The sequence below is a fragment of the Latilactobacillus sakei subsp. sakei DSM 20017 = JCM 1157 genome (assembly GCF_002370355.1).
GTDB lineage: Bacteria > Bacillota > Bacilli > Lactobacillales > Lactobacillaceae > Latilactobacillus > Latilactobacillus sakei.
The window spans coordinates 1,206,781-1,230,509 of record NZ_AP017929.1 but is presented as its reverse complement, the minus strand read 5'-3'; the positions used below and the strand labels follow the sequence as shown (position 1 = coordinate 1,230,509).

The 23,729-nt window shown below is 41.5% G+C and carries 21 protein-coding genes; 4 read left to right on the top strand and 17 right to left on the bottom strand.

Annotation, left to right across the window (positions count from 1 at the left end):
• Positions 1-40: 40 nt before the first annotated feature.
• The gene (locus LEUCM_RS06140) at positions 41-1,399 is read right to left on the bottom strand and encodes a cytosine permease (protein ID WP_016265318.1); all 1,359 of its coding nucleotides are present in this window, start codon (positions 1,397-1,399) and stop codon (positions 41-43) included.
• A 210-nt stretch (positions 1,400-1,609) separates the two neighbouring features.
• On the opposite strand from LEUCM_RS06140, the gene codA reads away from it, so the two are divergent.
• The gene (codA, locus tag LEUCM_RS06135; protein WP_025016356.1) at positions 1,610-2,845 is read left to right on the top strand and encodes a cytosine deaminase; all 1,236 of its coding nucleotides are present in this window, start codon (positions 1,610-1,612) and stop codon (positions 2,843-2,845) included.
• A gap of 50 nt (positions 2,846-2,895) precedes the next feature.
• Here codA and LEUCM_RS06130 read toward each other — a convergent pair whose 3' ends face one another.
• Both LEUCM_RS06130 and LEUCM_RS06125 read right to left on the bottom strand, forming a co-directional pair.
• The gene (locus tag LEUCM_RS06130) at positions 2,896-4,332 is read right to left on the bottom strand and encodes an ATP-binding protein (protein WP_025016355.1); all 1,437 of its coding nucleotides are present in this window, start codon (positions 4,330-4,332) and stop codon (positions 2,896-2,898) included.
• Positions 4,332-5,072 carry a winged helix-turn-helix domain-containing protein gene (locus LEUCM_RS06125; RefSeq protein WP_016265321.1) on the bottom strand — a complete coding sequence of 247 codons (741 nt, stop codon included), beginning with the start codon at positions 5,070-5,072 and terminating at the stop codon, positions 4,332-4,334. The genes LEUCM_RS06130 and LEUCM_RS06125 overlap by 1 nt, the downstream gene beginning before the upstream one ends.
• Positions 5,073-5,357: 285 nt before the next feature.
• Here LEUCM_RS06125 and LEUCM_RS06120 point away from each other — a divergent pair, with 285 nt between their 5' ends.
• The 3 genes from LEUCM_RS06120 to LEUCM_RS06110 all read left to right on the top strand — a co-directional run bounded on the left by LEUCM_RS06120 (position 5,358) and on the right by LEUCM_RS06110 (position 8,012).
• On the top strand, positions 5,358-5,585 hold the full coding sequence (locus tag LEUCM_RS06120) for a hypothetical protein (RefSeq protein WP_011374914.1): 228 nt from the start codon (positions 5,358-5,360) through the stop codon (positions 5,583-5,585).
• A 134-nt stretch (positions 5,586-5,719) separates the two neighbouring features.
• Complete coding sequence (locus LEUCM_RS06115) at positions 5,720-6,484, top strand: Cof-type HAD-IIB family hydrolase (RefSeq protein WP_025016354.1); 765 nt, start codon at positions 5,720-5,722, stop codon at positions 6,482-6,484.
• A 136-nt stretch (positions 6,485-6,620) separates the two neighbouring features.
• Positions 6,621-8,012, top strand: coding sequence for an amino acid permease (locus tag LEUCM_RS06110; RefSeq protein ID WP_035146153.1), 1,392 nt, complete (start codon positions 6,621-6,623; stop codon positions 8,010-8,012).
• A gap of 60 nt (positions 8,013-8,072) precedes the next feature.
• On the opposite strand, the gene dnaJ is transcribed toward LEUCM_RS06110, so the two are convergent.
• From dnaJ to infB, 14 genes are all read right to left on the bottom strand, one after another.
• Positions 8,073-9,224 (bottom strand): molecular chaperone DnaJ, encoded by a 1,152-nt coding sequence (gene dnaJ / locus LEUCM_RS06105; protein WP_016265324.1) that lies wholly within the window; start codon positions 9,222-9,224, stop codon positions 8,073-8,075.
• 117 nt (positions 9,225-9,341) lie between these two features.
• A complete protein-coding gene (gene dnaK / locus LEUCM_RS06100) occupies positions 9,342-11,183 on the bottom strand; it encodes a molecular chaperone DnaK (RefSeq protein ID WP_025016352.1) in 1,842 nt (613 codons plus the stop codon).
• A gap of 36 nt (positions 11,184-11,219) precedes the next feature.
• On the bottom strand, positions 11,220-11,813 hold the full coding sequence (grpE, locus tag LEUCM_RS06095; protein ID WP_025016351.1) for a nucleotide exchange factor GrpE: 594 nt from the start codon (positions 11,811-11,813) through the stop codon (positions 11,220-11,222).
• A 15-nt stretch (positions 11,814-11,828) separates the two neighbouring features.
• Positions 11,829-12,887 (bottom strand): heat-inducible transcriptional repressor HrcA, encoded by a 1,059-nt coding sequence (gene hrcA / locus LEUCM_RS06090; RefSeq protein ID WP_025016350.1) that lies wholly within the window; start codon positions 12,885-12,887, stop codon positions 11,829-11,831.
• Positions 12,888-13,067: 180 nt separating this feature from the next.
• Entirely contained in the window at positions 13,068-13,715 is a 648-nt protein-coding gene (locus LEUCM_RS06085) for a CatB-related O-acetyltransferase (RefSeq protein WP_025016349.1), read from the bottom strand.
• A gap of 634 nt (positions 13,716-14,349) precedes the next feature.
• Complete coding sequence (hemW, locus tag LEUCM_RS06080) at positions 14,350-15,489, bottom strand: radical SAM family heme chaperone HemW (RefSeq protein WP_016265329.1); 1,140 nt, start codon at positions 15,487-15,489, stop codon at positions 14,350-14,352.
• Positions 15,489-16,442, bottom strand: a complete 954-nt coding sequence (gene ribF, locus LEUCM_RS06075; protein WP_025016348.1) for a riboflavin biosynthesis protein RibF — start codon at positions 16,440-16,442, stop codon at positions 15,489-15,491. Before ribF ends, hemW begins: the two co-directional genes overlap by 1 nt.
• An 18-nt stretch (positions 16,443-16,460) precedes the next feature.
• The gene (gene truB, locus LEUCM_RS06070) at positions 16,461-17,378 is read right to left on the bottom strand and encodes a tRNA pseudouridine(55) synthase TruB (RefSeq protein ID WP_025016347.1); all 918 of its coding nucleotides are present in this window, start codon (positions 17,376-17,378) and stop codon (positions 16,461-16,463) included.
• 135 nt (positions 17,379-17,513) lie between these two features.
• The gene (locus LEUCM_RS06065; protein WP_025016346.1) at positions 17,514-18,455 is read right to left on the bottom strand and encodes a pyridoxamine 5'-phosphate oxidase family protein; all 942 of its coding nucleotides are present in this window, start codon (positions 18,453-18,455) and stop codon (positions 17,514-17,516) included.
• Positions 18,445-18,963, bottom strand: a complete 519-nt coding sequence (locus tag LEUCM_RS06060; protein ID WP_025016345.1) for a hypothetical protein — start codon at positions 18,961-18,963, stop codon at positions 18,445-18,447. Before LEUCM_RS06060 ends, LEUCM_RS06065 begins: the two co-directional genes overlap by 11 nt.
• On the bottom strand, positions 18,956-20,107 hold the full coding sequence (locus tag LEUCM_RS06055; protein WP_235803814.1) for a glycosyltransferase family 2 protein: 1,152 nt from the start codon (positions 20,105-20,107) through the stop codon (positions 18,956-18,958). The genes LEUCM_RS06060 and LEUCM_RS06055 overlap by 8 nt, the downstream gene beginning before the upstream one ends.
• Entirely contained in the window at positions 20,094-20,276 is a 183-nt protein-coding gene (locus tag LEUCM_RS10000; protein ID WP_232321173.1) for a hypothetical protein, read from the bottom strand. Before LEUCM_RS10000 ends, LEUCM_RS06055 begins: the two co-directional genes overlap by 14 nt.
• 247 nt (positions 20,277-20,523) lie before the next feature.
• A complete protein-coding gene (gene rbfA, locus LEUCM_RS06050) occupies positions 20,524-20,880 on the bottom strand; it encodes a 30S ribosome-binding factor RbfA (RefSeq protein WP_011374944.1) in 357 nt (118 codons plus the stop codon).
• A gap of 22 nt (positions 20,881-20,902) precedes the next feature.
• Positions 20,903-23,716, bottom strand: coding sequence for a translation initiation factor IF-2 (gene infB / locus LEUCM_RS06045; RefSeq protein WP_025016344.1), 2,814 nt, complete (start codon positions 23,714-23,716; stop codon positions 20,903-20,905).
• Between the last annotated feature and the right edge of the window lie 13 nt (positions 23,717-23,729).

The following is a 23,729-nucleotide window of genomic DNA, read 5'->3' as shown; positions in this document are numbered from 1 at the left end:
AGCCAGCATAAAATAATTTTATACTGACTTTCATAACGATTTAAATCACTTTTTTAGTTTGTAGTTGAACAGCTACCCTATAAAAAAGCGCTGTGATCAACATGGCGATAAAGGTTGCCCCTGTATAGGCGTGCACAATTGCGAATTGATTTAAGATTAAATAACTGATAACGCCAATCACCCAACTGAATAATGCCGTTAGATGATAGCCCTTCGTATACCAGTATGGCCCAGCAATCGTATTAAGCGCGTCTACTTGATAGTGTCGGCGTCTAATCCAGAAGTAATCCACTAGGAAAATGGCAATCTCTGGTCCTAAGAACATTCCAATACTGTCTAAGAAGGTTTCAAAGGTGGTCAAAAATGACGCGACATAAACTGGAATAAAGGTGACGACCGTTGCCAACAAGGTAACACACCAGAGTGCTGGCGTTAACTTAAGCTTTGGAAAAATATTAGTGAGCGCTGAACCAGCAGCCATTAAATTAACAGCATTCGCGGTTGTACTGGTAATTACAATCACCAACAAGGCTAAAACGCCGAGTCCTAATTTAGCGGCAATCGTACTTGGATCAGCGTTATTAGGATCAAAATGATTCAACGTAATCGCGGTCGCAATTGTCGCCGTCAAACCGATGAAGGCAAACCAGAATAAGCCGATATTAGCCCCTAGGAATGAATAAACAGTTGCGGCCTTCTTACGCTTGGCAAAACGACTAAAGTCAGCAGCTGCTGTGACCCACGCTAAATTAAAGGCGGCTAAAATATCGATTGCTCGACCGGCTTCAAGACGAAACTTGGCAGCTGGACGCCAAGCCACCAGATCCTTGAACGGTACCATTTTGAAAACAATGATTGATTCCCATGTCACTAAGATAATCACGAGTACAATCCCAATCCGTTCGATCCAACGAACTGATTTTTCACCTAACGAAATACTGATAAGATGCAAGATAGACATGATGATGATCCCAACAACCAAGCTCAAGCGATTCGTAGCGGCATCATTGCCCGACCAACCCATAATTTCTTTCAAAATAAAGCTCACAGAAGTCGCCGCAATATAGGTATTAACAGCTGCCCAACCGATGAATTGCACGACGTTAATGAGTGATGGTAAGACTGAACCTTTAACGCCAAACGAAGCACGCGTTAAACCCATTGCACCCACACCAGTTTGATAGCCCATATAAGAAGCAAGTGCTAATAAGACATAGGATAAACAGCCGATGGCAATCAACAGTGTAGAGCCTTGAATAAGACCAGTTGCGGCAATAATACCGCCGATGTACCACGTCCCATTATTAGCGTTGGCACCTATCCAGGTCGCAAATAAATCCCAATCACCCATCGTTCTTTCAGACTTAGCGACTGAGTGAATCGTATGTTGTTTTGCCATTTTCTCTCCTCCAACTTCGACCATCACAAACAAAAAAGGCCCACTCCAAAACAGAGCGAGGCCATTAAATCCCGATAGTCGCTCCTTTGTCAGCCTCTCTGGACTGCACTTAAAAGGAATTATATTTATAAGCATTGTATTAAACCTACTTGCCAAAGTCAACCCAGTATTGTTATACTCACTATTAAAAAATAGCGAGGATGGATTCAGATGCTTATTCAAAACGTTCATATCGAGAACCAGACAGCTTTAAAATCAATTAGAATTGAAAATGGTCTTATAACAGCAATTGAATCACATCTTGAGCCCCAACAAAACGAAAAAATAATTGACGGCCAACAACAATTAGCGCTCCCACCGTTTGTTGACCCCCACGTTCATCTCGATTCAACACTAACTGCCGGACAACCAGAATGGAATGAATCTGGCACACTTTTTGATGGTATTCGAATCTGGTCCGAGCGTAAGAAAACACTGACACACCAAGATGTTAAAGACCGAGCCCTCAAAGCCCTTAAAATGCAGGCTAGTCATGGGGTCCAGTTTGTTCGCTCACACGTTGACGTCACTGATCCTGAACTAGTCGCCCTTAAAGCACTGATTGAGGTCCGCGAAGAAGTGAAAGACTGGATGACATTGCAACTTGTTGCCTTCCCACAAGAAGGGATTCTCTCCTTTCCAAATGGTAAGGCGCTAATGACTAAGGCCGCTCAACTAGGGGTGGACGCCATTGGTGCAATTCCCCATTTCGAATTCAATCGAGAATATGCTGTTGAATCCTTGAAATTTGCCTTTGAACTAGCCCAAGAATATGATCTACTATTCGATGCCCATACTGATGAAATCGATGATCCTAATTCACGGAGCCTCGAAACAATCGCTACACTCGCCTTAGAAACTGGCATGAAAGATAAGGTAACAGCCTCGCATACAACAGCAATGGGCTGTTACAATGATGCTTACATGTATAAGCTAATGCGCTTATTAAAAATGGCCGATCTTAATTTTATCGCTAACCCCTTGGTCAACTTATTCTTGGGGGGGCGTTTTGATACCTATCCCAAACGCCGCGGTCTCACCCGGGTCAAGGAATTAACAGCTAACGGATTGAATGTTGCGTTTGGTGAAGATGACATTCAAGACCCTTGGTACCCTATGGGCGATGGTAACATGTTAGACGTCCTCCATGCTGGTTTACACGCAACTCAAATGATGGGTTATACAGAAATCATGAATGCTTACCGCTTCATTACCCACAATGGCGCTCGGGCAATGCACGTGACTGACCAATACGGCCTTGAAGTTGGGAAACCCGCCCACTTAATCTTAATGGCTAGTGATAATTTCTATAATGCACTTAATCAACGAGCCGCTGTTACGCTATCAATCCACGCTGGTCGTATCATTAGTGAAACACAACCGGCTACCACTCAGTTATTTATTTAAAAGCTAAAAAAACGCAACCTTATAGGTTGCGTTTTTTGTTTGCGTATTTATTAATTAGCATCAGTTGTAACTGTTTCGTCTGGGAAAGTTAATGTAAAGGTTGTCCCTTGATCCGGTTCACTTTGAACCTCGATAGTCCCATGATGTAATTGGACCAATTGATGAACAATTGCTAGGCCCAAGCCAGATTCCCCGTATTTTGTATTCTTCCGAGAAGGATCAGCCTTATAGTATCGTTCCCAAATATTCTTAACTTGCTCAAGGGTCATCCCAATCCCAGTATCACTAACCGTCAGAATGGTTTCGTGGAACCCAGCTTCTGCAGTAACCATAATCTGTCCGTTATTGGTAAATTGGATGGCATTTTGCATGATATTAAACATGACCTGAACAAAGCGGTCATAGTCGGCATAGATAGCCACTTCTTCTTGTGCTTCAAGCACAATGGTGTCACCGGCATCCGCCGCTTTTTTCTGAAGTTGTTCTTGAATGTTTTGCAACGCTTCTACCGCATTAAATGTTTGTTGATTCAATTTAATTTGGTTTGTTCGAATCTTTTCATAATCCAAGTTCTCATTAACCAAGCGAATTAAGCGATTCGTTTCGTTTTGCATTAATGAAATACTCTTTTCTCGCATTTCTTCTGGGATGGCATCGTAGGCTAAGCCTTCCAATAGCCCTTTCACCGTCGTTAATGGCGTTCGCATTTCGTGTGCAGCATCGGCCATAAATTGACGACGGCGATCTTCTTGCCGCTTAATTTCGGCCTCAGATTCATTAAGCGAGTGGACCATTTCGTTAAAGTCGGTCGCCAAATCATCCAATTCATCCTTACCAGGGTTATCGATATGAACATCAAAATCCCCTTCGGCAACCAGATGCGTTGCATTTCGTAAACGGCTAATCCGATAAATCTGGTAGCGCGCTAGGACGTAACTGAGTAAAATGCCACCAATCGTCGAAAGTAAGAAGGCAATCAATAAATTCTTGCGCATCGTCACTAAGCCCGACTTAACGTTTTTAATGGAGGAACCAACCCCAATAACATAAATCAGCTTATCATTATAGAAAACCGGTTTAAAAACAACCAGTTGATCTTGATCATTATTAAATTGCCGGGAGTCCTTGCTCATACTGAGTCGTTGGACCTGCCCCTTCTTCAGGTATTTCCAATACTTTTTCTTAACAGAAACGTTCGAATTAGGCGCTGGGTAAACCATTTCATTTTGCGCATTAAAGAAATTAAAACTAACCCGTTGTTGCGACAGGATGGCTTGGCTATCATCAATAAACTGCTTGGATAGTGTTGCCTGTGAGCCCTGTTTGAATGCTTCACGTTCAATAACTGATGCGTAACCTTCCAACTGATCCCACGTATTATTATAAGCCGTCTTCGTTGAATACTGCGTAAACGCAATTCCAACGATCACGATGGTCGTCATAATAACCCCAAAAAAGGCTAGCATCCACTGATAGATCAGTTTCATTAGTGTTTATTGACCGCTGAATCATCAAATTTGTAGCCGACACCCCAGACCGTCTGGATCACTTGGGGACCAACCTTTTCGATCTTTTGACGGAGTTTTTTAATATGGGCATCGACTGTTCGTTCATCACCAAAATATTGGTAATCCCAAACAAGTTCTAATAACTGTTCACGTGAGAAAACTTGGCGTGGATTCTTCGCTAAAGTCTTCAATAAATCAAATTCTTTGGGCGTAAGATCTAAAATCGGTTCGTCCATTAAATAGGCCTCGCGTGTCTTAGAGCTCATCTTGAAGTGATCTGTTTGTACATCGTAATCGGAGTTATCTACTTCTTCAACTTGTGCGTCTTCCGCGCCAACTTGTTCATCAACTAACTCAGCACGGCGATGAAGCGCCTTAATCCGGGCAATCAATGTAATTGGGCTAAAAGGTTTCGTCACATAATCATCCGCACCCAATTCGAGCCCCAAGACTTGATCACTCTCTGAATCGCGAGCCGTTAACATAATAATCGGCACCACTTTAGATTGCTCCCGAATTTTTTGGGCGACCTGCATCCCATCCATTCCTGGTAAATTCAAATCTAACGTAATAATATCCCAACTATCAGGATCAACACTAAATTGTTCCACCGCTTCATTACCATCATACGCAAAGTGGGCATCCCACGCTTCTTTTTGAAAGAACATACCCATCATTTCAGAGACAGACTTATTATCTTCAACCATTAATATTTTCATTAGAATTCCTTCTCTTTTGTGTGATTATATTCTTATTATACAGTATCTTAACCAATGGCGGATGAATTAAATATGAAGAAGCTATGAAATTTACCACGTTGAATTGACGAATCTTGACACGCTTGTTAAAATTAATTTATAATTTAAGTGATTTATACGCAAGTCAAAAATTAATTTCTAACGCTCAACTAGTCTTTTATAAAATTAAATCTCCTGTAAGCTAGGGCTTAACCAATTGGTTAGGCCCTTTTTTTATGGCCAATCGGATTAGAGGAGGTGGTCAACTTGATCGAACACGAAGCACTTTTTTTCAAAAACCTGAAGATTCTTCAAGATTTGAAGTTCATGATCTATGAACGAACGTCACCTGCAATCGATTTTCATTGCTTTGGTATTCTCTATCTCGAAGTTAATCAACAACAGATTGACCTCGCAGCGGAATATCAGGCTTTAAAAAGCGATCATTCATTGGGTGAAATTGCCCAAACAATCATCAATCACTATCAGTTATAGCAGTTTTACTCGGGGGAGTATTAATCAAACACATGAACAATTTAGCCATCTTGTAAACCGGAAGGACGTTTATTTGCATGCATGCTGAAACCATGCTAGCATGGAGTTTATTATGATATTAGGAGGCACTTATTTTGACCTATAAAGGACTTGTATTTTTTGATCTTGACGGGACACTTTACAACGAACACTCTCGCGTGGACCCAGCAGTCGCCATCGCTGTTAAACAACTACGCGCCAACCATTACCTCCCAATCATTTCTACCGGCCGTTCACCACTTGAAATTCAAGAGGCATTAGCAATTACCGGAATTGACTCATTCATCGCATTAAACGGTAGTTACATTCAATTTGAAGGCCAACCGGTTTACCAAGGCACTATTCCAACTAAGACGATTGAACAAGTGGTTACAATTGCTCAAGAAGCTGGCGAAGCAGTTGCCTTTTATGATGATCAAGCCATTCGGATTACCAGTGTTACACAAGCAGCTAAAGATGCTTATGCTGAAGTCAACGCACCAGTACCAAGTGTTGATCCAGAATATTACTTAAACCATCCAATTTATATGCTGTTAATTTTGACGAACGACAATGATGCGGCTTATGCAACAGACGATTTAACATTCTACCGGAACACACCTTATTCAATCGATACTGTTGAAAAGAACGGTTCTAAACAAACTGGTATTAAGCGACTACTTGCTTCTCAAGGATTAGAAGACATGCCAACTTATGCTTTTGGTGATGGTCGCAACGATATCCCGATGCTTAGTTACGTCGATTATCCAACAGCCATGGGCAACGGCATTCCAGAAGCTAAGGCCCAAGCTAAATACATCACATCAGCCAACGTAGAAGGTGGCATTATTGAAGGCTTAAGACACTGGAAATTAATCTAAGCTAGTGCTATTTAAACACCATTCCGCTCGCACGGCATGGTGTTTTTTTATTGCTTATCCCTATTGACTGTTTGCTCCTTCACAGCTTATAATAATAACTATTTACTACTAAATGATTAATCAAAGGAGTCCTATTATGTCCAAACATTCTTTATTTGCTAAAAAGAAAATCGATGCAAGTCAATTTAAAAATGGCTTACTTGAACGAAACTTAACAGCGGTCGGCTTAACCGCTATGGGGGTTGGCGCCGTTGTGGGGGCCGGTATTTTCATCACACCCGGAATTATTGCGGCTAAATATGCCGGTCCAGGGGCAATGTTATCTTACTTATTAGCGGCCGTTGTTTGTGCGCTAGCAGCCCTTTGTTATTCTGAATTTGCTTCTACCATTCCACTAGCTGGTAGTGCCTATACTTACGTCTACACCGTCTTTGGCGAATTAGTCGCTTGGATTTTAGGCTGGGCACTGGTTTCAGAATATCTATTTGCGGTTGCTTCAGTTGCGGTTAGTTGGTCAGCTTATTTTCAAAATTTAATGGCCGGCTTTGGGCTTCATTTACCAACTGCTCTTTCAGCAGCGTGGGAACCTGGTAAGCCAGCCGGTGTTAATTTAATTGCCGGAATTGTTGTTTTAATTGTCGGTTTCTTACTCTCAAATGGTATGCGCGAATCCACCCGGATTAATACCATTATGGTCGGCGTTAAAATTGCCGTCATCGTCATTTTCCTTGGCGTTGCCATTTTCTACGTTAAACCAGCAAACTTCCAACCATTCCTCCCTTATGGTGCCTCAGGTGTCTTATCTGGTGCTGCCCTAGCCTTTTACGCTTATATTGGGTTTGACGCTGTTTCAACGGCCTCTGAAGAAGTTATTAACCCCCAACGTGATATGCCAATCGGGATTATCGCCTCATTGTTAATTGCTTCATTACTATATGCCGCTGTCGCAACAGTATTAGTAGGGGTTGTTCACTATACAAAATTAAACGTTGGTGATCCTGTGGCTTTCGCATTACAATTGATGCACCAAAACTGGGTGGCCGGTATTATCTCATTAGGTGCCGTCGCGGGGATGACAACCGTTTTACTCGTGATGACTTACGGTGGAACGCGTTTAATCTTCGCAATGAGTCGTGATGGTTTATTACCGGCCGTCTTTGCCAAGATTAACCCTAAGACACACGTGCCAGTTGCCAATACTTGGATTTTTGCAGTCGTTACCAGTATCGTGGCTGCCCTCGTACCGCTTGATAAAATTGCCGAATTGGTTAACATCGGCACCCTCTTTGCCTTTGCAACTGTCTCATTAGGTGTGATTTTCTTAAGAAGAATTCCAAACTACAATGAGTTGCCTCAAGGCTTCAAAGTACCGCTCTATCCTATCGTGCCAATCCTCTCATGCATCCTCTGCGTCCTCTTAATGACGCAACTGCAAATGACAACTTGGATTGTCTTTGTCATTTGGCTCGTTATCGGATTGGTGATTTACTTTAGTTATAGCTATCACCATAGTCAACAAAGAATGTAAGGTATTAAAAAAAGCCGTCTACTAAGAAACTAATTAGTAGACGGCTTTTTTAATGTACTTTTATTTTTTATGTTTTTTATTCAAAATCTTGTCGAACAAGTTGTTGTCTTGTGGGTTAACTGAGTCACCACTAGCCACCGCAAATGCTTTTAAGGCATCACGTTGTTTGCTGTTTAAGGACTTTGGTGTTACCACGTTGACTGTCACTTTTTGATCACCATTGCCTGTTCCGTGAAGTTTAGGCGCACCCTTACCACGTAGACGGAAAACAGTGTTCGTTTGTGTACCAGCAGGAATCTTCAACTTAACTGGACCATGGACCGTGTTAACTTCGATTTCGTCCCCTAAAGCGGCTTGGACGAATGAAATTGGTACTTCAACAAAAATCTGAGCACCATCACGTTCGAACTCATCACTAGGTGCAACGCGGAAGACGATAAATAGGTCCCCATAAGGGCCACCATTTGAACCGGCTTCACCTTGACCTTGAAGACGCATTTGTTGGCCATCTTCAACACCGGCAGGGACTTTCACCTTAACGGTATGACGTTCTTCTTCGCGACCTGTCCCATGACAAGTATCACATTTTGACTTAATTTCCTTACCAGTCCCACCACAGACATCACATGTTTCGCGTGACATCATACGGCCAAGTGGTGTTTGACGTTCCACTTGGATTTGACCAGCACCGTGACATTTATGACACGTTTCAGCACTTGTGCCAGGCTTAGCACCTGAGCCGTGACAAGTATGACATTCGGCTTCACGGCTGTAAGAAATCTTCGTTTCCTTACCAAAGACAGCTTCTTCAAACTTCAAGTCCATTCGATATTGTAAATCAGAACCTTGACGTGGGCCATTAGGTTGTTGACGAGCCCCGCCACCGAAGAATGAACTGAAGATATCGTCAAATCCGCCGAAACCTTCTGCACCACCGCCAAAGCCACCAAAGCCTTGACCAGCACCAGCGCCGCCACCAAAACCGCCATTCATGCCCGCATGACCATATTGATCATAGGCTGCTCGCTTTTGAGGATCGCTTAATGCTTCGTATGCTTCAGTTACTTCTTTAAATTTTGCTTCTGCATCAGGTGCTTTATTGATATCTGGATGATATTTTTTAGAAAGTTTACGATAGGCTTTTTTAATCTCATCGTCAGAAGCGTCGCGTCCGACACCTAAGACGTCGTAATAATCTCTTTTTTCAGCCATTGTGGGCCTCCATTCATTTACTTACGGGTTAAATCTACCCTAACAAGAATAGCATAACTGATTGATTAAAAAAGCCAAAGCCCTAGACCATACTAGGTTTGGCTTTTTTTAACGTTCTTATTCTTTGTCGTCTTTAACTTCTTCGAAGTCGCCGTCAACAGTACCGTCATCAGTCTTAGCATCAGTTGCGTTACCTTCAGCACCACCAGCAGCTTGTTGTGCTTCTTGGGCTTGTTGATATAACTTAACTGTCAATTCTTGAACAATTTCACTTAACGCATCGCGTTTTGTCTTCATGTCTTCAAGGTTGTTTTCTTGTTGTGCTTTAACTAATTCTTCTTTAGCATCTTTTGCTTTTTGTAATTCTTCGTCAGAAACTTTACCTTCAAGTTCTTTCAAAGTCTTATCTGTTTGGAAGATTAATTGATCAACATCGTTCTTCAAATCAACTTCTTCTTTACGTTTTGTATCTGCTTCTTCGTTTTCTTGTGCTTCTTTCATCATACGATCGATTTCTTCGTCTGATAAACCAGAGTTACTCTTGATAGTGATTTTTTGTTCTTTGTTTGTGCCAAGATCCTTAGCAGAAACGTTAACAATACCGTTCTTATCAATATCAAATTTAACTTCGATTTGTGGCACACCACGAGGTGCAGCAGGAATATCTGTTAATTGGAAACGACCTAAAGTCTTGTTGTCAGCAGCCATTGGACGTTCACCTTGTAAGACATGGATGTCTACGACAGGTTGGTTGTCAGCAGCAGTTGAGAATGTTTGGGCCTTGCTTGTAGGAATGGTTGTATTCCGGTCGATTAACTTCGTGAAGACACCGCCCATTGTTTCAATCCCTAATGATAATGGTGTAACATCAAGTAAAACAACGTCTTTAACGTCACCTGAGATAACGCCACCTTGAACAGCAGCACCAAGTGCAACAGCTTCGTCAGGGTTAATTGAGTGATCAGGTTCTTTGCCTGTCCAGTTCTTAACAGCTTCTTGAACAGCAGGAATCCGTGTTGAACCACCGTTTAAGATGACTTTGTCGATTTCGTTTGCATCTAAGCCAGCATCTTTCAAAGCATTCATAACTGGTGCTTTTGTACGATCAACTAAGTCTGATGTTAAACGATCGAATTCAGTCCGTGATAATGTCATTTCTAAATGTAAAGGACCATTTTCGCCAGCTGAGATAAATGGCAAGCTGATTTGTGTGCTTGATACACCTGATAAATCTTTCTTAGCTTTTTCAGCAGCATCCTTTAGACGTTGCATAGCCATCTTGTCTTTTGATAAGTCGATACCATTGTCTGATTTGAAGTTTTCAACTAACCAGTTCATGATAGCTTCATCAAAATCGTCCCCACCTAAACGTGTATCACCATTTGTTGATAATACTTGGAAGACACCATCGCCTAATTCAAGAACAGAAACGTCAAAAGTACCACCACCAAGGTCATAAACTAAGACTTTTTCGTCTGTTTCTGTCTTGTCCAAACCGTAAGCTAAAGCTGAAGCTGTTGGTTCGTTGATAATCCGTTTAACATCTAAACCGGCAATCTTACCAGCATCTTTAGTAGCTTGACGTTGTGAATCGTTGAAGTAAGCAGGTACTGTGATAACAGCTTCTGTGACTTCTTCACCAAGATAATCTTCAGCGAATTTCTTGATGTATTGTAAAATCATTGCTGAAACTTCTTGTGGTGTGTATGATTTGTCGCCAACAGTTACTTTGTAACCTGCTTCGCCAATGTGACGTTTGATTGATGCGATTGTATCTGGGTTAGTGATTGCTTGACGTTTAGCAACTTCACCAACTTGGATTTCACCATTTTTGAATGATACAACAGATGGTGTTGTACGAGCGCCTTCTGGATTTGTAATAATTTTGGGTTGTCCGCCTTCTAATACGGCAACAGCTGAGTTTGTTGTTCCTAAATCAATACCGATTACTTTACTCATTGAAAATACCCTCTTTTTTTAATTTTTTAAATTTTATTATTGTGCAACTACAACCATTGCTGGTCGTAAAACGCGGTCCTTCAAATAATAGCCTTTTTGGAAGACTTGAACCACGGTGTCAGCTTTTTGATCACCATCAACCGCAACCGTTTGAACGGCTTGGTGAATGGTCGGATCAAAGGCTTGACCTTGCGCCTCAATTTCTTTAACACCATGGTCTTCTAAAGCATGTTTCATATGATCATATGTCATTTGAACACCCTTTTTAAGACTTTCATCAGTTGCTTCAGCTGCCAATGCGCGTTCTAGATTATCTAAAACGGGTAAGACATCCTTAGCTAATGATTGGCCATCATATTTTAACAAGTTAGCTTGTTCTTTTTGATTGCGCATTTGGATGTTCTTAATTTCAGCTTGTGACCGTAAGAAACTATCTTCCATAGCGTCATATTTCTTTTGAAGTTCAGCTAATTTATCATCTGCTTCTTCAACAGGTGCTTGTGCTTCAGTTGTTTCTTCAACTTCATCAGCTTCCATAACTGGTTCAAATGGTGTTTCTTTTTTAGGCGTTTCTTCTACAGTTTCTTCAGTTGGCTTTTCTTGTTTTTCAGCCTTTTCTTGCTTTGTCAAACAAACACGCTCCTTTTAAGATTGATTATCATCAAAATCTGCATAATAATCAATTAGTTTCTTCGCTAGTTCTTCGCGGAATAAATCGAGTAATCCGATCATGCGCGAATATGGCATGCTAGTGGGACCTAATAAAGCAATCAATCCTTGGCCGTGTTCACCAACATCATAATTAACAGTCATTAAACTGTAATTCTTCAATAAATCATTGGTCATTTCATCGCCCAAACGAACCTGAACTTGGCTATTGGCCTCACCCGGTGATAACTCTAGCAACTTGGCTAGATCGTCCGATTGATTAATGATGTTGTAGATTGACTTCAACTGTGACACATCCGTCAATTCTGAGAAGTTTAACAAGTTCGATTGGCCCCCCACATATAAACGTTCCTGTGAGGCTTGTTTTAAGACATCATCGAAGATGTTTAAAAAGCCGCCCGGTGAGCCCATGTATTGCATTAATAACGCAGGCACTTCTGTTTTCAACTTCTGACTGACAACGGTCAACGGTAATCCGATTAGATGATCATTCACGACTCGAATCGCTTTTTCAAGTTCATCACCTGAAATCGCATTTGGAATTGTGAAAACCTGATTATCAACCGTTCCGGCACTTGTCACGATAATCGCCATTACCTGGTGATTACCAAGTGGCACAAGTCGGAAACCTGTCAACCGAATCTCTGCCATCTCCGGTCCTAACGTAATCGCTGTATAGCTCGTTAGGTTTGAAAGAATATTGGCAGATTGTGAAACAATCTCGTCAATCTTATGATAATGGCGTCCAAATGATTGTTGCACAGTCGCAACATCCATTGGATTTAAGACAGCGGGCTGAATGAGATGATCTAAATAGTAACGATAGCCCTTCATAGAAGGAACCCGTCCAGAAGACGAATGCGTCTTCTCTATTAAACCGACATTCTCAAGATCAGCCATATCATTTCGGATTGTCGCGGAACTAACGTGCATTGGTAATTCAGACATTAGCTTCTTAGAACCCACCGGCTGACCACTCTCGGTAAAAAGACGAATAATTTCTTTCAAAATCATTAATTGTCTTTCGGTCAGCATGTTATCACCTCTTTTTAGCACTTGATTATTACGAGTGCTAATTACAAGTATTAATATAGCAAGAACGTCAAATAAAGTCAAGAATTGAACTGTAATTTTCACGGATTTAATGAAAATGGGACCAAAGACTGATAAAAGGCCACACCCAAATGATGAGTGTGACCTTTTCAAAGATTGCTATCAATAATTCTCGTGAAATTGTTGTAAATCAGCGACTGAATGACTCGCTAATATTGATTGGGCTGCTTGGACTTTTTCAATTGGCCAGTGGTACCAATCAATTGCTTGCAGGGTTTCAATGTCAGCTGGTGTAAACCGTGACTTTAAAACCCGTGCTGGATTACCACCGACGACAGCGTACGCTGGCACATCCTTAACCACCACCGCACCGGCAGCGATAATCGCACCCTGCCCAATATGAACGCCAGGCATAATTAACGCACGCATCCCAAGCCACGCACCGTCTTCAATGATTGTATCGCCCTTAGGCTCATAAGAGGCCGCAATTTGTTCTGGGAACGGATAGGCACTAATCCAATCACTATGATGATTATGATTACCGCCCATCAAAATAACAACGCCACTGGCAATGCAAACGTAACGGCCAATAATTAGGCGGTCCAATTGCCAACCAAATTCAGTCTGTGGATTAAATAAGGCGCGTGAGGCATCATCGCCCCAATGATATCGCACACAGCCGTCCTCAAAATTCTGGTGATCATAATACCCCGAAAAGTAAGAATAATCGCCGACTTCAATTAATGGGTTTGTCACCAAATCCTTTAAATATTTTGTTTCTGACCAATGTTGATAAGTATTCTTGTCCATTTCATAAAACCTCGCTTCTAAGTTTTTGTTATCTGCTTAACTTAGAAGCGACTGCTTGTGAAACGGCCCGTAATTGTAAAAGGTGTCTAACCAAAAATGATCACCATCCTATTTGCTCGAAATATAACCGGTTTGAACGCACTTCTTTTTAACGTGCTTTCATCAACAACTTTCTGCGCTTTACAACACTTGTCAAACTGACGATTACATCGTCAATTCGCCAAGTTATGTAAATGCTCAGAAGTAACCCGTTGATGACGCACTTCTTTCTTTAACGTGCTTTTCAAGCTAACTTTCTGCGCTTAGCTTCGTGCGTCAAATAATCGACTGCGTCGTTTATTCGCCCCACTGTGCTAATGCTCAAAAGTTGACCAAGCTTGAACGCACTTCTTTCTTTAACGTGCTTTCATCAACAACTTTCTGCGCTTTACAACACTTGTCAAACTGACGATTACATCGTCAATTCGCCAAGTTATGTAAATGCTCAGAAGTAACCCGTTGATGACGCATTTCTTTTCTTTAACGTACTTTTCAAACCATATTCCTGTGCCTAGCGTCACAAGTCAAACAATTACTTCCAGCAATCATTCGCCTTGTTATGCTAGTGCTCGGAATATAACCGGTTTGAACGCACTTAGTAGCTGTCTAACAAGAATTCCTGGAAGACTTCGTTGCCTAGGAACTTTCCTGATTCAGTTAGTCTTAGCCAGTCGCCTTCTTGTTTTAGGTACCCTTTTTCAATCTGATTGGCGACTGTTTCGCCGTAGATATTCTGTAGTGGGTATCTGAATTTTTCTTCAAAGTGCTTGATTGAGACACCTTGCATTGTCCGAAGCCCTAAGAAGAGTTCTTCTTCCATTTGTTCGGTCAAGGGAAGCACGTGGCGTTCAATCACTGGCACTTTATGCGCTTGTAGTGGTTCTAAATATTGTTGGATTGGCCCAAAATTGTGGTAGCGGTCCTTGCCTAAATAGCCATAAGCACCGGCCCCAAAGCCGAAATACTTTTCATTCCGCCAATAGGTTAAGTTATGTGCAGACTGGTAGCCTGGTTTGGCAAAATTACTAATTTCGTATTGTTCTAAACCAGCTTGTTGGAAACTATCAATCGCATTTTGGTACATGTGTGCTTCAACATCTTGCGATGGTAAGCGTAACTTACCCTGACGCATCAAATTATAGAAAATAGTCTTCTTCTCTAAAATTAATGAATAAGTTGAATAATGCGGCAAGTCAAGATCGATTGCCTGTTTCAAACTATCCATAAAATCTGCTTCACTTTGTTGCGGTAGTCGGAAAATCAAATCAATACTGATATTTTCAAAACCCACTTGACGCGCATTAGCAATGGCCCGATAAACGTCAGCACTACGATGAATCCGGCCAATCTTCTTCAGAATGTCATCATTAAAAGACTGCACACCAATACTCAAGCGATTGACGCCGTTATCCTTTAGTACCTGTAATTTAGCGGTATCTTGTAAATCATTGGGGTTGGCTTCAAACGTAAACTCGCCACCCTCATAAGGTAAGTACTGATGAATGCCATCCAACAAACGTTGTAGTTGGGCTGGTGAGAGTGTCGTTGGTGTCCCACCACCGACATAAATCGTTTCAATTTTCTCGTCTGGGTATTCCGCCATTACTAATTGAAACTCGCGAATTAACATGTCAACATACTCATCAACCGGTTGGCCTTCAATGAAGACCTTGTTGAAGTCGCAGTAATAACAAATATGTTCGCAAAACGGAATATGAATATATGCTCCTGCCATTAATGTTGGGCCTCTAATTTCTCAAAATAAGTCCGGGTATCAGCTTCATCTTGGTGGAGTTGGTCAATCAACGCTTCCGCCGAATCAAACTTCACTTCACCTCTTAAATACTGATACCACTCAACTTTAACTTGTTCACCATAAATGTCCGCACTAAAGTCGAGTAAGTTAATCTCAACTGTCACGGGATTATTGGCGTGGAACGTTACGTTCCGGCCAATTGACGCCATCCCCCAGTACCATTGGCCGCGAACCAATAAGCGGACCGCATAAATCCCAATGCCTGGTAAACGTTCCGGTTTTTGACTTTCAATATTAGCCGTTGGAAAGCCGAGTTCCCGGCCCCGAGCTTCACCATGAACAACTTCCCCAGTCGTTTGGTAAACATAACCTAACAACTCGTTAGCCGCCGCTACTTGACCTTGATCCAAATTTTCACGAATCAAAGTTGAACCAATCTTATGGCCTTGATAGTCATGTTCCGCCACCGTCACGATTTCAAAACGATCTTTGGCATACGTGCTAAGGGTCTGCATATTAGCGATGTCTTTTTTACCATAGGTGTAATCAAACCCAGCGACCACCGTTTTCGCGTGGAGCGCCACTAAGTATTGATCGACGAAATCTTGGGGTGCCAACTTGGCAAAGCCATCGTTAAAATGGACAACATATAAAATATCGACACCTAAATCAGCCATTAATTCTTGCTTCCGTTCAACTGTCGATAAATAACGAAAATCGGCTTGATTGACATTTCGGTAAACAATCGCAGGATGAATATCAAAGGTCATCACCGCTAATGGGCGGTTCTGTTGCACCGCCAAATCTTTGGCCGTCTTAATCACTGCTTGATGTGCCCGGTGGACACCATCAAAAAAGCCGAGTGCTAAGACAATTTCTTCGGCTGGTACTTGTTCTTTTGAATAGGGATGGATTAATTCAATCACACGCATTTTTTTCACCTAGTTTTTTTAATGAGTCCCTTGGTTTTGTAAATACATTTTATATGGTCGGTAGAGATGTTGTTTCGCGTTAGCCACTTGATACAAGGCCTTGATGTGCCCTTCGTAAGTTAAGGCTAAGATTTCTTCTGTTTGTTCTGGGAACGTTAAGAAGACACCATTTAAAATTTTGGCCCATTGATCATCATCAAGTGCAACCTTGACGTTTTCTTCAAAAACATGATCTAACGGAATCAAAATATCCGCTAATTGGCCGTTATCAGCAGCTTCAGCTAGTTGTGCCAAGGTAACACAACTGCCAATTTGAATGCCACCACTCTTAAGACGCGTTAAATCAGACATGACTGCCGGTAAGCCTAACTTACGGCCAAAATCGACAGCTAAAGTCCGAATATAAGTGCCTTTTGAACAACCCGCAATAAAGCGGAATGTTTGGCGACCCGTTTTTGCATCGAATTCTGGTTCGCCTTGCAAGTCAAATTGCGTAATTGTAATTTTGCGTTGTGGGCGTTCCACAGGATCGCCGGCCCGTGCATAATCGTATAGACGGCGCCCGTTAACTTTTACAGCTGAGAACATCGGTGGAATCTGGATTGAATCCCCTAGAAAACTTGCCAGTGTTTCTTTAATTTTTTCAGTTGAAATTGGTTCAGCTAATTGTTGTTCTTCAACGACTTCACCATCTAAATCTTCGGTGGTCGTTGATAAACCTAACGTAATTTCACCGGTATAAACTTTACCAGAGTGCACCAATTGGTCCACTACCTTGGTTGCTTGGCCAATACAGATTGGCAAAACACCATCTACATTGGGATCAAGCGTTCCAGAATGCCCCACTTTTTTCATATGAAGAATCCGTCGTACTTTAAAAACGCAATCGTTGCTAGTCATGCCGCGTTCTTTATATAAGGGTATAATGCCGTCCATAAGTAATCTCCTTTTAACTATTAACTAAACCATTATAGCATAGAGTGCTGAGTCGCATGGGATTTGCTTTCCTATGCGCCACAATTTATCATTAACGCACAAAACGCCGGGACAACCATTAAGTTGTCTCGGCGCTTATTTTATGAAGGTAATTTCTTTATTTTGAAGCCGACTATCGATCCGGGCACTTTCTAATTCAATAGCAAAAATAATTTCTCTTTCCTTTTCTGCCTTAGAGAGACTCTCCATATAGCCTGGTACCTGTGCTTGATAAGCAGCCGCTACATCACTAAAACTATACTGGGTGCGGTATACCTTGAGCCGATTGCTGGTAATCCTCAACCCCTCACTCGTGGGTAGCGTATAAATTGCAGCTCGGCCTAGATCCAGTTCACTCACTTTTGGTGCTTCTGGGTCCGTTCCAAAATACCAAATATTAGGGACATCATTGAGCGTAACAAAACTAATCTGTCGACTAGATGGCTGTCCCTGTTCGTCCGCCGTACTTAGCAGGATTGTATTAAATTGCTTAACGTAATTGCGAAACGCATTTAAGTTATTCTGATATGTCTCTGAACTAGCTGTTTGATTATCAATATAAGCAATCGCATCGTCAATTGTCTCTAACGCCGGATTAGCTTCTAAATAATAAAGAATTTGGGGAATAATTTGTGATATTTCTCGTTGATGATAATAAAACTGCAACCACCGATTAGAGGCGGATAACGCATCTGTATAACGCTTATCCAGCTGTCTATGATATCGTTGAACAATATTTTTTAATGGACGCTGTTTAATCAGTTTTTGAAAAATTGCTAAACTCAGTAGAAACATTACGATTGCAACTAAAATATTAATTTTAACAATCCCCATCATTGGCCAGCCTTCATATGCCATCAGGCAATCATATAAGATTACTAAAAAAATGGTCAACACAGCCGCACAAACAATCACTAAGCGGCGTTTAAAAACCCGCCGTTTATGGGTCATCGCTTCAATTATTTTTTGCCGCTCTTTCATAGTTCGTTCGCGGGCAATCATCTCATCTATGACAGCTTGATCTTCATTAGAAATCATCGTTTTCCCCCTCAAAGGCATCAAAGCGCTGACGTAACTCATAAGTCCCAACATCGGCAAAATCGGGAATAATGATATTTTGGCGCTGCTTACGCATGCTTGCTGCACCATATTTAGCAGTATACATCTCTTCGGCCCAGGCTAATCGCTTCTGTAACCGCTGTTCATCAAACGTTTTAGCGATACCCTTTCTAATCCGATACTGTTTTACTTTATTCATTAAATAGAGACTGATAAAGAAAACTGAAAAAACGATAATATAGCGCAAGAAGATATAATTCGTATTCTGTAATAATTGTTTAAAGGCGGCCCGATTAACCGGAATGATTGTTTCACGGGTTAGATAGATACCAACTGTTGCCGCGGTGGGAATCAGACACATGACCCAGCCAATACCAATCAATACTAATTGACGCAAACGATGACCAGTCTTTTTAGACGTAAAAAACCAATCGATTGTAATCTGATCTTCACTTAATTGATGACGAATATAATCTGGTTTACTCATCTGAATCCTCCCCTTCTCGTTTTCCGATTGCTTCTGTCGAACGTGTCGGTGATTTCCAAACGCCAGCATCTTTGCCCCGGATAATTTGGCGAATCGTTGGCACAATCTCGACCGCTACGGTATACGTATTAACCATCCAATAAATCAAGATATACCAAGGTGCAAAGGCGATATACTTCAACGAACGGCCCCCATCATTAAAATAGGAGGCTTGCACCAATTGAATTAATCCGACCAATATTTCAATCGTGATAAAAATTGCTGCAATAGACAAACTCGAAAGGAGCCGGTGCCAATCCTGATTAATTACGTAACCAATTTGAAGGACAATAAAAGTCGCCATGCTGATCCAATAAAATAACGACCAAATGATACTCAAACCATAATCAATGATAATCGGGACCATCGAAAAGTGCTTAATTGGATGCCGTAAAATACCAAACGATTTCGTCAAGAGCACGTAGATCCCGCCAGAAGTCCATCTTCGCCGCTGCTTAACGAGTTCCGGCAGTGTTTCTGGCACATCCATAAAAAACCGAATGTGCGGTGCAAAATAAGCTTGCCAGCCTGCGGTCTGCATATCCCATGAAATCGCAATATCTTCAGTTGGTTGTTCTGCTTGCCAACCACCAACATCAATCACTGCTGCCTTACGGTACATCGTATTAGCCCCAGAAAAGGCAAACAATCCACCATAAGAAAGCTGCGAGCGCTTAATTAAGCCAATGATTGAATTCAATTCATTTTGCTGGGCTTCTGCCACTAGAGTCGTCTTATTGATCGACAACATATTGCCAGTCACGGCACCTAATTGCGCCCCGCCTTCACGCTCAAAATAGTACATATACTTCCATAAGGCATCAACTTCTGGTTTGGAATCAGCATCATTGGACAAAATAAATTCGCCTTTGGCAAATCCTAAAGCACTATTAAAGCCGGCTGCCTTGCCCCGATTATTAATAATCGTGACCGTTCGTAACCGTTGCCCATACTTTGCTTGTAATGCTTCTAAAATAATGCCGGTTCTATCCGTTGACCCATCGTTGACGACAATGATTTCATATTGATCGGTTGGATAATTCATTTGGGTTGCTAAATGATCAATCGTGGCTTCAATCGAAGCTTCTTCATTATGCGCCGGCACTAAAATCGTGATGAATGGTGTTCCCTTTTTTTAGATAACGTGGTTGATCTTCCTTCTCCGTTAATAGCCAATAATACAAACTAGAAACAATAAACGATAACCCCCCGATAATCGGATAAGAAACCAGTGTGTAGATTAATATTTGGGTGAAATAGTCTATCAATAGCATATATCAGGCCTCATTTCAGAGCGAATTTTAATCAGCTAACAATGAAATCATATCAACAACTTTCCTCGATAAGTCATAAAATAATCCTAATTTTAGTTTAAAATAACTGTCAATAACAATAGTTGTCTATAGCTCAATAGTAATATGGTGCAATCTACCGTGTCAATTTAAGGGATTATGGTTTTCATAAGGTCATCAAAACAAAAAAAGAGCACCGACGAATTTCGTCGGTGCTCTTGGTCACAGCCTAACGCTGTGCTTCATCTTGATGTAACTTACGCAATAATTCGTCGATATGTTCACCATAACGAACTGAACCATCTTGTTCAAAGGTAATTTCTGGAATCTTGTATAACTTAATTCGTTGCCCAAGTTCGCTACGAATCAAGCCTTTAGCTTTATCCAAACCTTTTTGTGCTTTTTCAGCATCACTGGCTAGATTAGACAAGATACTGTAATAAACCTTCACGTGTTGTAAGTCACCACTCAGATTAATATCTGTAATCGTTACCCCTTCAACTCGGGGATCACGTACACGTTTTAATAAAATATCATTAACTTCACGTTGAATTTCTTGTTCAACACGACCGACACGATGTTTCATCTGTAGTCCTCCTGTAAATTAATTATTTAACAGGTACTTCTTCCATCACGTAGGCTTCAATTTGATCATCAATCTTGATATCATTGTAATCTTCGATTGTCACACCACATTCAAAGCCGGTTTTAACTTCTTTAACGTCATCTTTGAAACGTTTCAAGCTTGAAAGTTTACCTTCATAAATCACGATACTATCACGAATCAAGCGGACACCACTATCACGTTGGATAACACCAGTATCAACGATACAACCGGCAATTGTCCCGATCTTAGAAACATTATATGTTTCACGAACAGTTAATTGACCTGTTACTTTTTCTTCGTAAACTGGTTCTAACATACCCTTCATAGCAGCTTCGATTTCTTCGATTGCCTTGTAGATGATTCGGTGTAAACGAATATCAACTTGTTCAGCATCAGCTTGGATCTTAGCTTGTGGTGTAGGACGAACGTTGAAACCGATAATGATAGCGTTACTTGCAGCAGCTAATGTGACGTCACTTTCGTTAATCGCACCAACGGCTTCATGAATAATATTCACGCGTACGCCTTCGACTTCGATCTTCCGTAAACTACCAGCCAAGGCTTCTGTTGAACCTTGAACGTCGACTTTGATAATAACGCCAACTTCTTTTAATTCACCTTGTTTCATTGTTTCAAACAAGTTATCTAATGTGACAGGGTTTGAACGGCTACGTTCCTTCAAGAGGGCCCGTTTAGCACGTTCTTCACCAGCAGCACGAGCTGTTTTTTCGTCTTCAAAGACAACGAAACGATCAGCTGCTTGTGGCACATCATTTAACCCAGTAATTTCAACTGGTTCTGATGGGAAGACTTCTTTAACACGACGACCGCGATCATTTGTCATGACACGGACACGACCAAAGGTATTCCCAACAACGATTGGATCACCGATCCGTAATGTCCCTTGTTGTACTAATAATGAGGCAACAGGTCCCTTACCTTTATCAAGGCGGGCTTCAATAACTGTCCCAACCGCTTTTTGATCACGGTTAGCCTTCAATTCAAGCACGTCGGCTTCAAGAAGAACCATTTCAAGCAAGTCATCAATGTTTTCACCAGTTTTAGCTGAGATCTTAACAAAGATTGTATCGCCACCCCAGTCTTCAGGAACAAGGCCGTAACCCATTAATTGTTCCATCACGTGGTCGGGGTTAGCACCTGGTTTATCGATTTTATTAACCGCAACGATAATTGGGGCTTTAGCAGCCTTCGCATGGTTAATAGCTTCGATTGTTTGTGGCATCACACCATCATCAGCAGCGACAACTAAGATGATGATATCAGTAATATCAGCACCACGTGCACGCATGTTAGTGAAGGCCGCATGTCCTGGTGTATCCAAGAACGTGATTAAACGATCGTTTAACTTCGTTTGGTAAGCACCGATATGTTGTGTAATCCCGCCGGCTTCACCATCAGTAACGTGACTGTTACGAAGGTTATCCAATAATGTTGTCTTACCATGATCAACGTGACCCATGATTGTGACAACTGGTGGGCGGCTTACAAGGTTAGCATCACTCTTAGCTTCTGTTTCAAAGACTGAATCAATATCAGCGATATCCACTTCAACTTTTTGTTCTGCTTCGATACCGTAATCAGTTGCTAATAATTCGATCGTATCCTTATCAAGTGATTGGTTCATGTTAACCATAATGCCTAACATGAATAACTTCTTGATAATTTCAGCTGGTTCGCGATGAATCTTCTTAGCGATATCCGCAACGTTCATCCCTTCAGAGAAAACTAATACTTCTGGTAATGGACGTTCTTTACGTTGTGGCATTTCCTTCTTAGCTGCGTTTTGTTCAGCTAATTGTTGCTTACGTGTCTTCTTACGTTTCTTATTGAAACGTTGTTGGCTATTGCCATAGCTGTTATAGCCACCGCCACGTTTTTTATCTGGGCCAAAGTTCTTTGGCTTGCTTGCTGTATTGTTTGATGCTGGTTTAGAAGCACTAACAGTATTAGCTTGCATTTTTTGTTGCATTTCTTGTGCAGAAACTGGCCGTGATGGTGTCGTTGCTGGACGACTGTTTGTTGGTCGGTTATTCGTCGTATTAGGACGTGCACTATTGTTATTGTTTGGACGGCTGCTACCTAATGGGCGACCATCTTTTGTAACGGTTGGTCTTGGACTGTTAGTCGTTGGACGTGCACCGTTTGTTGGTTTGCCGTTTGATGGGCGGTTGTTTGAAGCATTGTTTCTTGTTGGACGTGGACGACTTGCTTGTTCACGACGCTTCTTTTCGTCTGCTTCACGTTGTTCACGTTGTTGTTGAATCCGTTCTTGGGTTCTTTGACGACGTGCATTAGCCTGTGAAATCTGTTCTTGTAAGCTCATTGGATGGTTAGCGCTTGTTGAACGATTTTGGCTATTGTTATTTGGCCGACTGTTTGTGTTAGGACGGCTGTTATTAGGACGAGCGCTATTGTTGTTAGGACGCGCATTGTTTGTCCGGTTTTGACCATTGCTTGCTTGACCGTTACGGTTAGCATTAGCTTGTGGTCGGTTGTTTGAATGTTGCACTGGTTTTTTGTCGGCTTCTGGGCGGCGACGGATAGCAGTTTTATTGATCTTGATCTTACCACTTTCTGATTTTTCGCTCGCTTTAGGTGCGGCAGGTGTTGCTGGTTTACTTGCAGCTGGTGTTGCTTTTGTTTGGAAAGCAGCTCGCAATGTTTTTTCTTGATTATCATCAATTGTTGCCATGTGATTCTTGAGATCATAGCCTTTTTTGTTGGCAGTCTCTAAAATGTCTTTGCTAGCAACATTAATTTCTTTAGCTAATTCATAGATACGTTTTTTACCCATATCTTCACGCTCC

Excerpts from the sequence above, each read along its gene's own strand:
- LEUCM_RS06140 (WP_016265318.1), bottom strand. The coding sequence starts at position 1,399 with ATGGCAAAACAACATACGATTCACTCAGTCGCTAAGTCTGAAAGAACG.
- codA (WP_025016356.1), top strand. The coding sequence starts at position 1,610 with ATGCTTATTCAAAACGTTCATATCGAGAACCAGACAGCTTTAAAATCA.
- LEUCM_RS06130 (WP_025016355.1), bottom strand. The coding sequence starts at position 4,332 with ATGAAACTGATCTATCAGTGGATGCTAGCCTTTTTTGGGGTTATTATG.
- LEUCM_RS06125 (WP_016265321.1), bottom strand. The coding sequence starts at position 5,072 with ATGAAAATATTAATGGTTGAAGATAATAAGTCTGTCTCTGAAATGATG.
- LEUCM_RS06110 (WP_035146153.1), top strand. The coding sequence starts at position 6,621 with ATGTCCAAACATTCTTTATTTGCTAAAAAGAAAATCGATGCAAGTCAA.
- dnaJ (WP_016265324.1), bottom strand. The coding sequence starts at position 9,224 with ATGGCTGAAAAAAGAGATTATTACGACGTCTTAGGTGTCGGACGCGAC.
- dnaK (WP_025016352.1), bottom strand. The coding sequence starts at position 11,183 with ATGAGTAAAGTAATCGGTATTGATTTAGGAACAACAAACTCAGCTGTT.
- hrcA (WP_025016350.1), bottom strand. The coding sequence starts at position 12,887 with ATGCTGACCGAAAGACAATTAATGATTTTGAAAGAAATTATTCGTCTT.
- LEUCM_RS06085 (WP_025016349.1), bottom strand. The coding sequence starts at position 13,715 with ATGGACAAGAATACTTATCAACATTGGTCAGAAACAAAATATTTAAAG.
- hemW (WP_016265329.1), bottom strand. The coding sequence starts at position 15,489 with ATGGCAGGAGCATATATTCATATTCCGTTTTGCGAACATATTTGTTAT.
- ribF (WP_025016348.1), bottom strand. The coding sequence starts at position 16,442 with ATGCGTGTGATTGAATTAATCCATCCCTATTCAAAAGAACAAGTACCA.
- truB (WP_025016347.1), bottom strand. The coding sequence starts at position 17,378 with ATGGACGGCATTATACCCTTATATAAAGAACGCGGCATGACTAGCAAC.
- LEUCM_RS06065 (WP_025016346.1), bottom strand. The coding sequence starts at position 18,455 with ATGATTTCTAATGAAGATCAAGCTGTCATAGATGAGATGATTGCCCGC.
- LEUCM_RS06060 (WP_025016345.1), bottom strand. The coding sequence starts at position 18,963 with ATGAGTAAACCAGATTATATTCGTCATCAATTAAGTGAAGATCAGATT.
- LEUCM_RS10000 (WP_232321173.1), bottom strand. The coding sequence starts at position 20,276 with ATGCTATTGATAGACTATTTCACCCAAATATTAATCTACACACTGGTT.
- rbfA (WP_011374944.1), bottom strand. The coding sequence starts at position 20,880 with ATGAAACATCGTGTCGGTCGTGTTGAACAAGAAATTCAACGTGAAGTT.
- infB (WP_025016344.1), bottom strand. The coding sequence starts at position 23,716 with ATGGGTAAAAAACGTATCTATGAATTAGCTAAAGAAATTAATGTTGCT.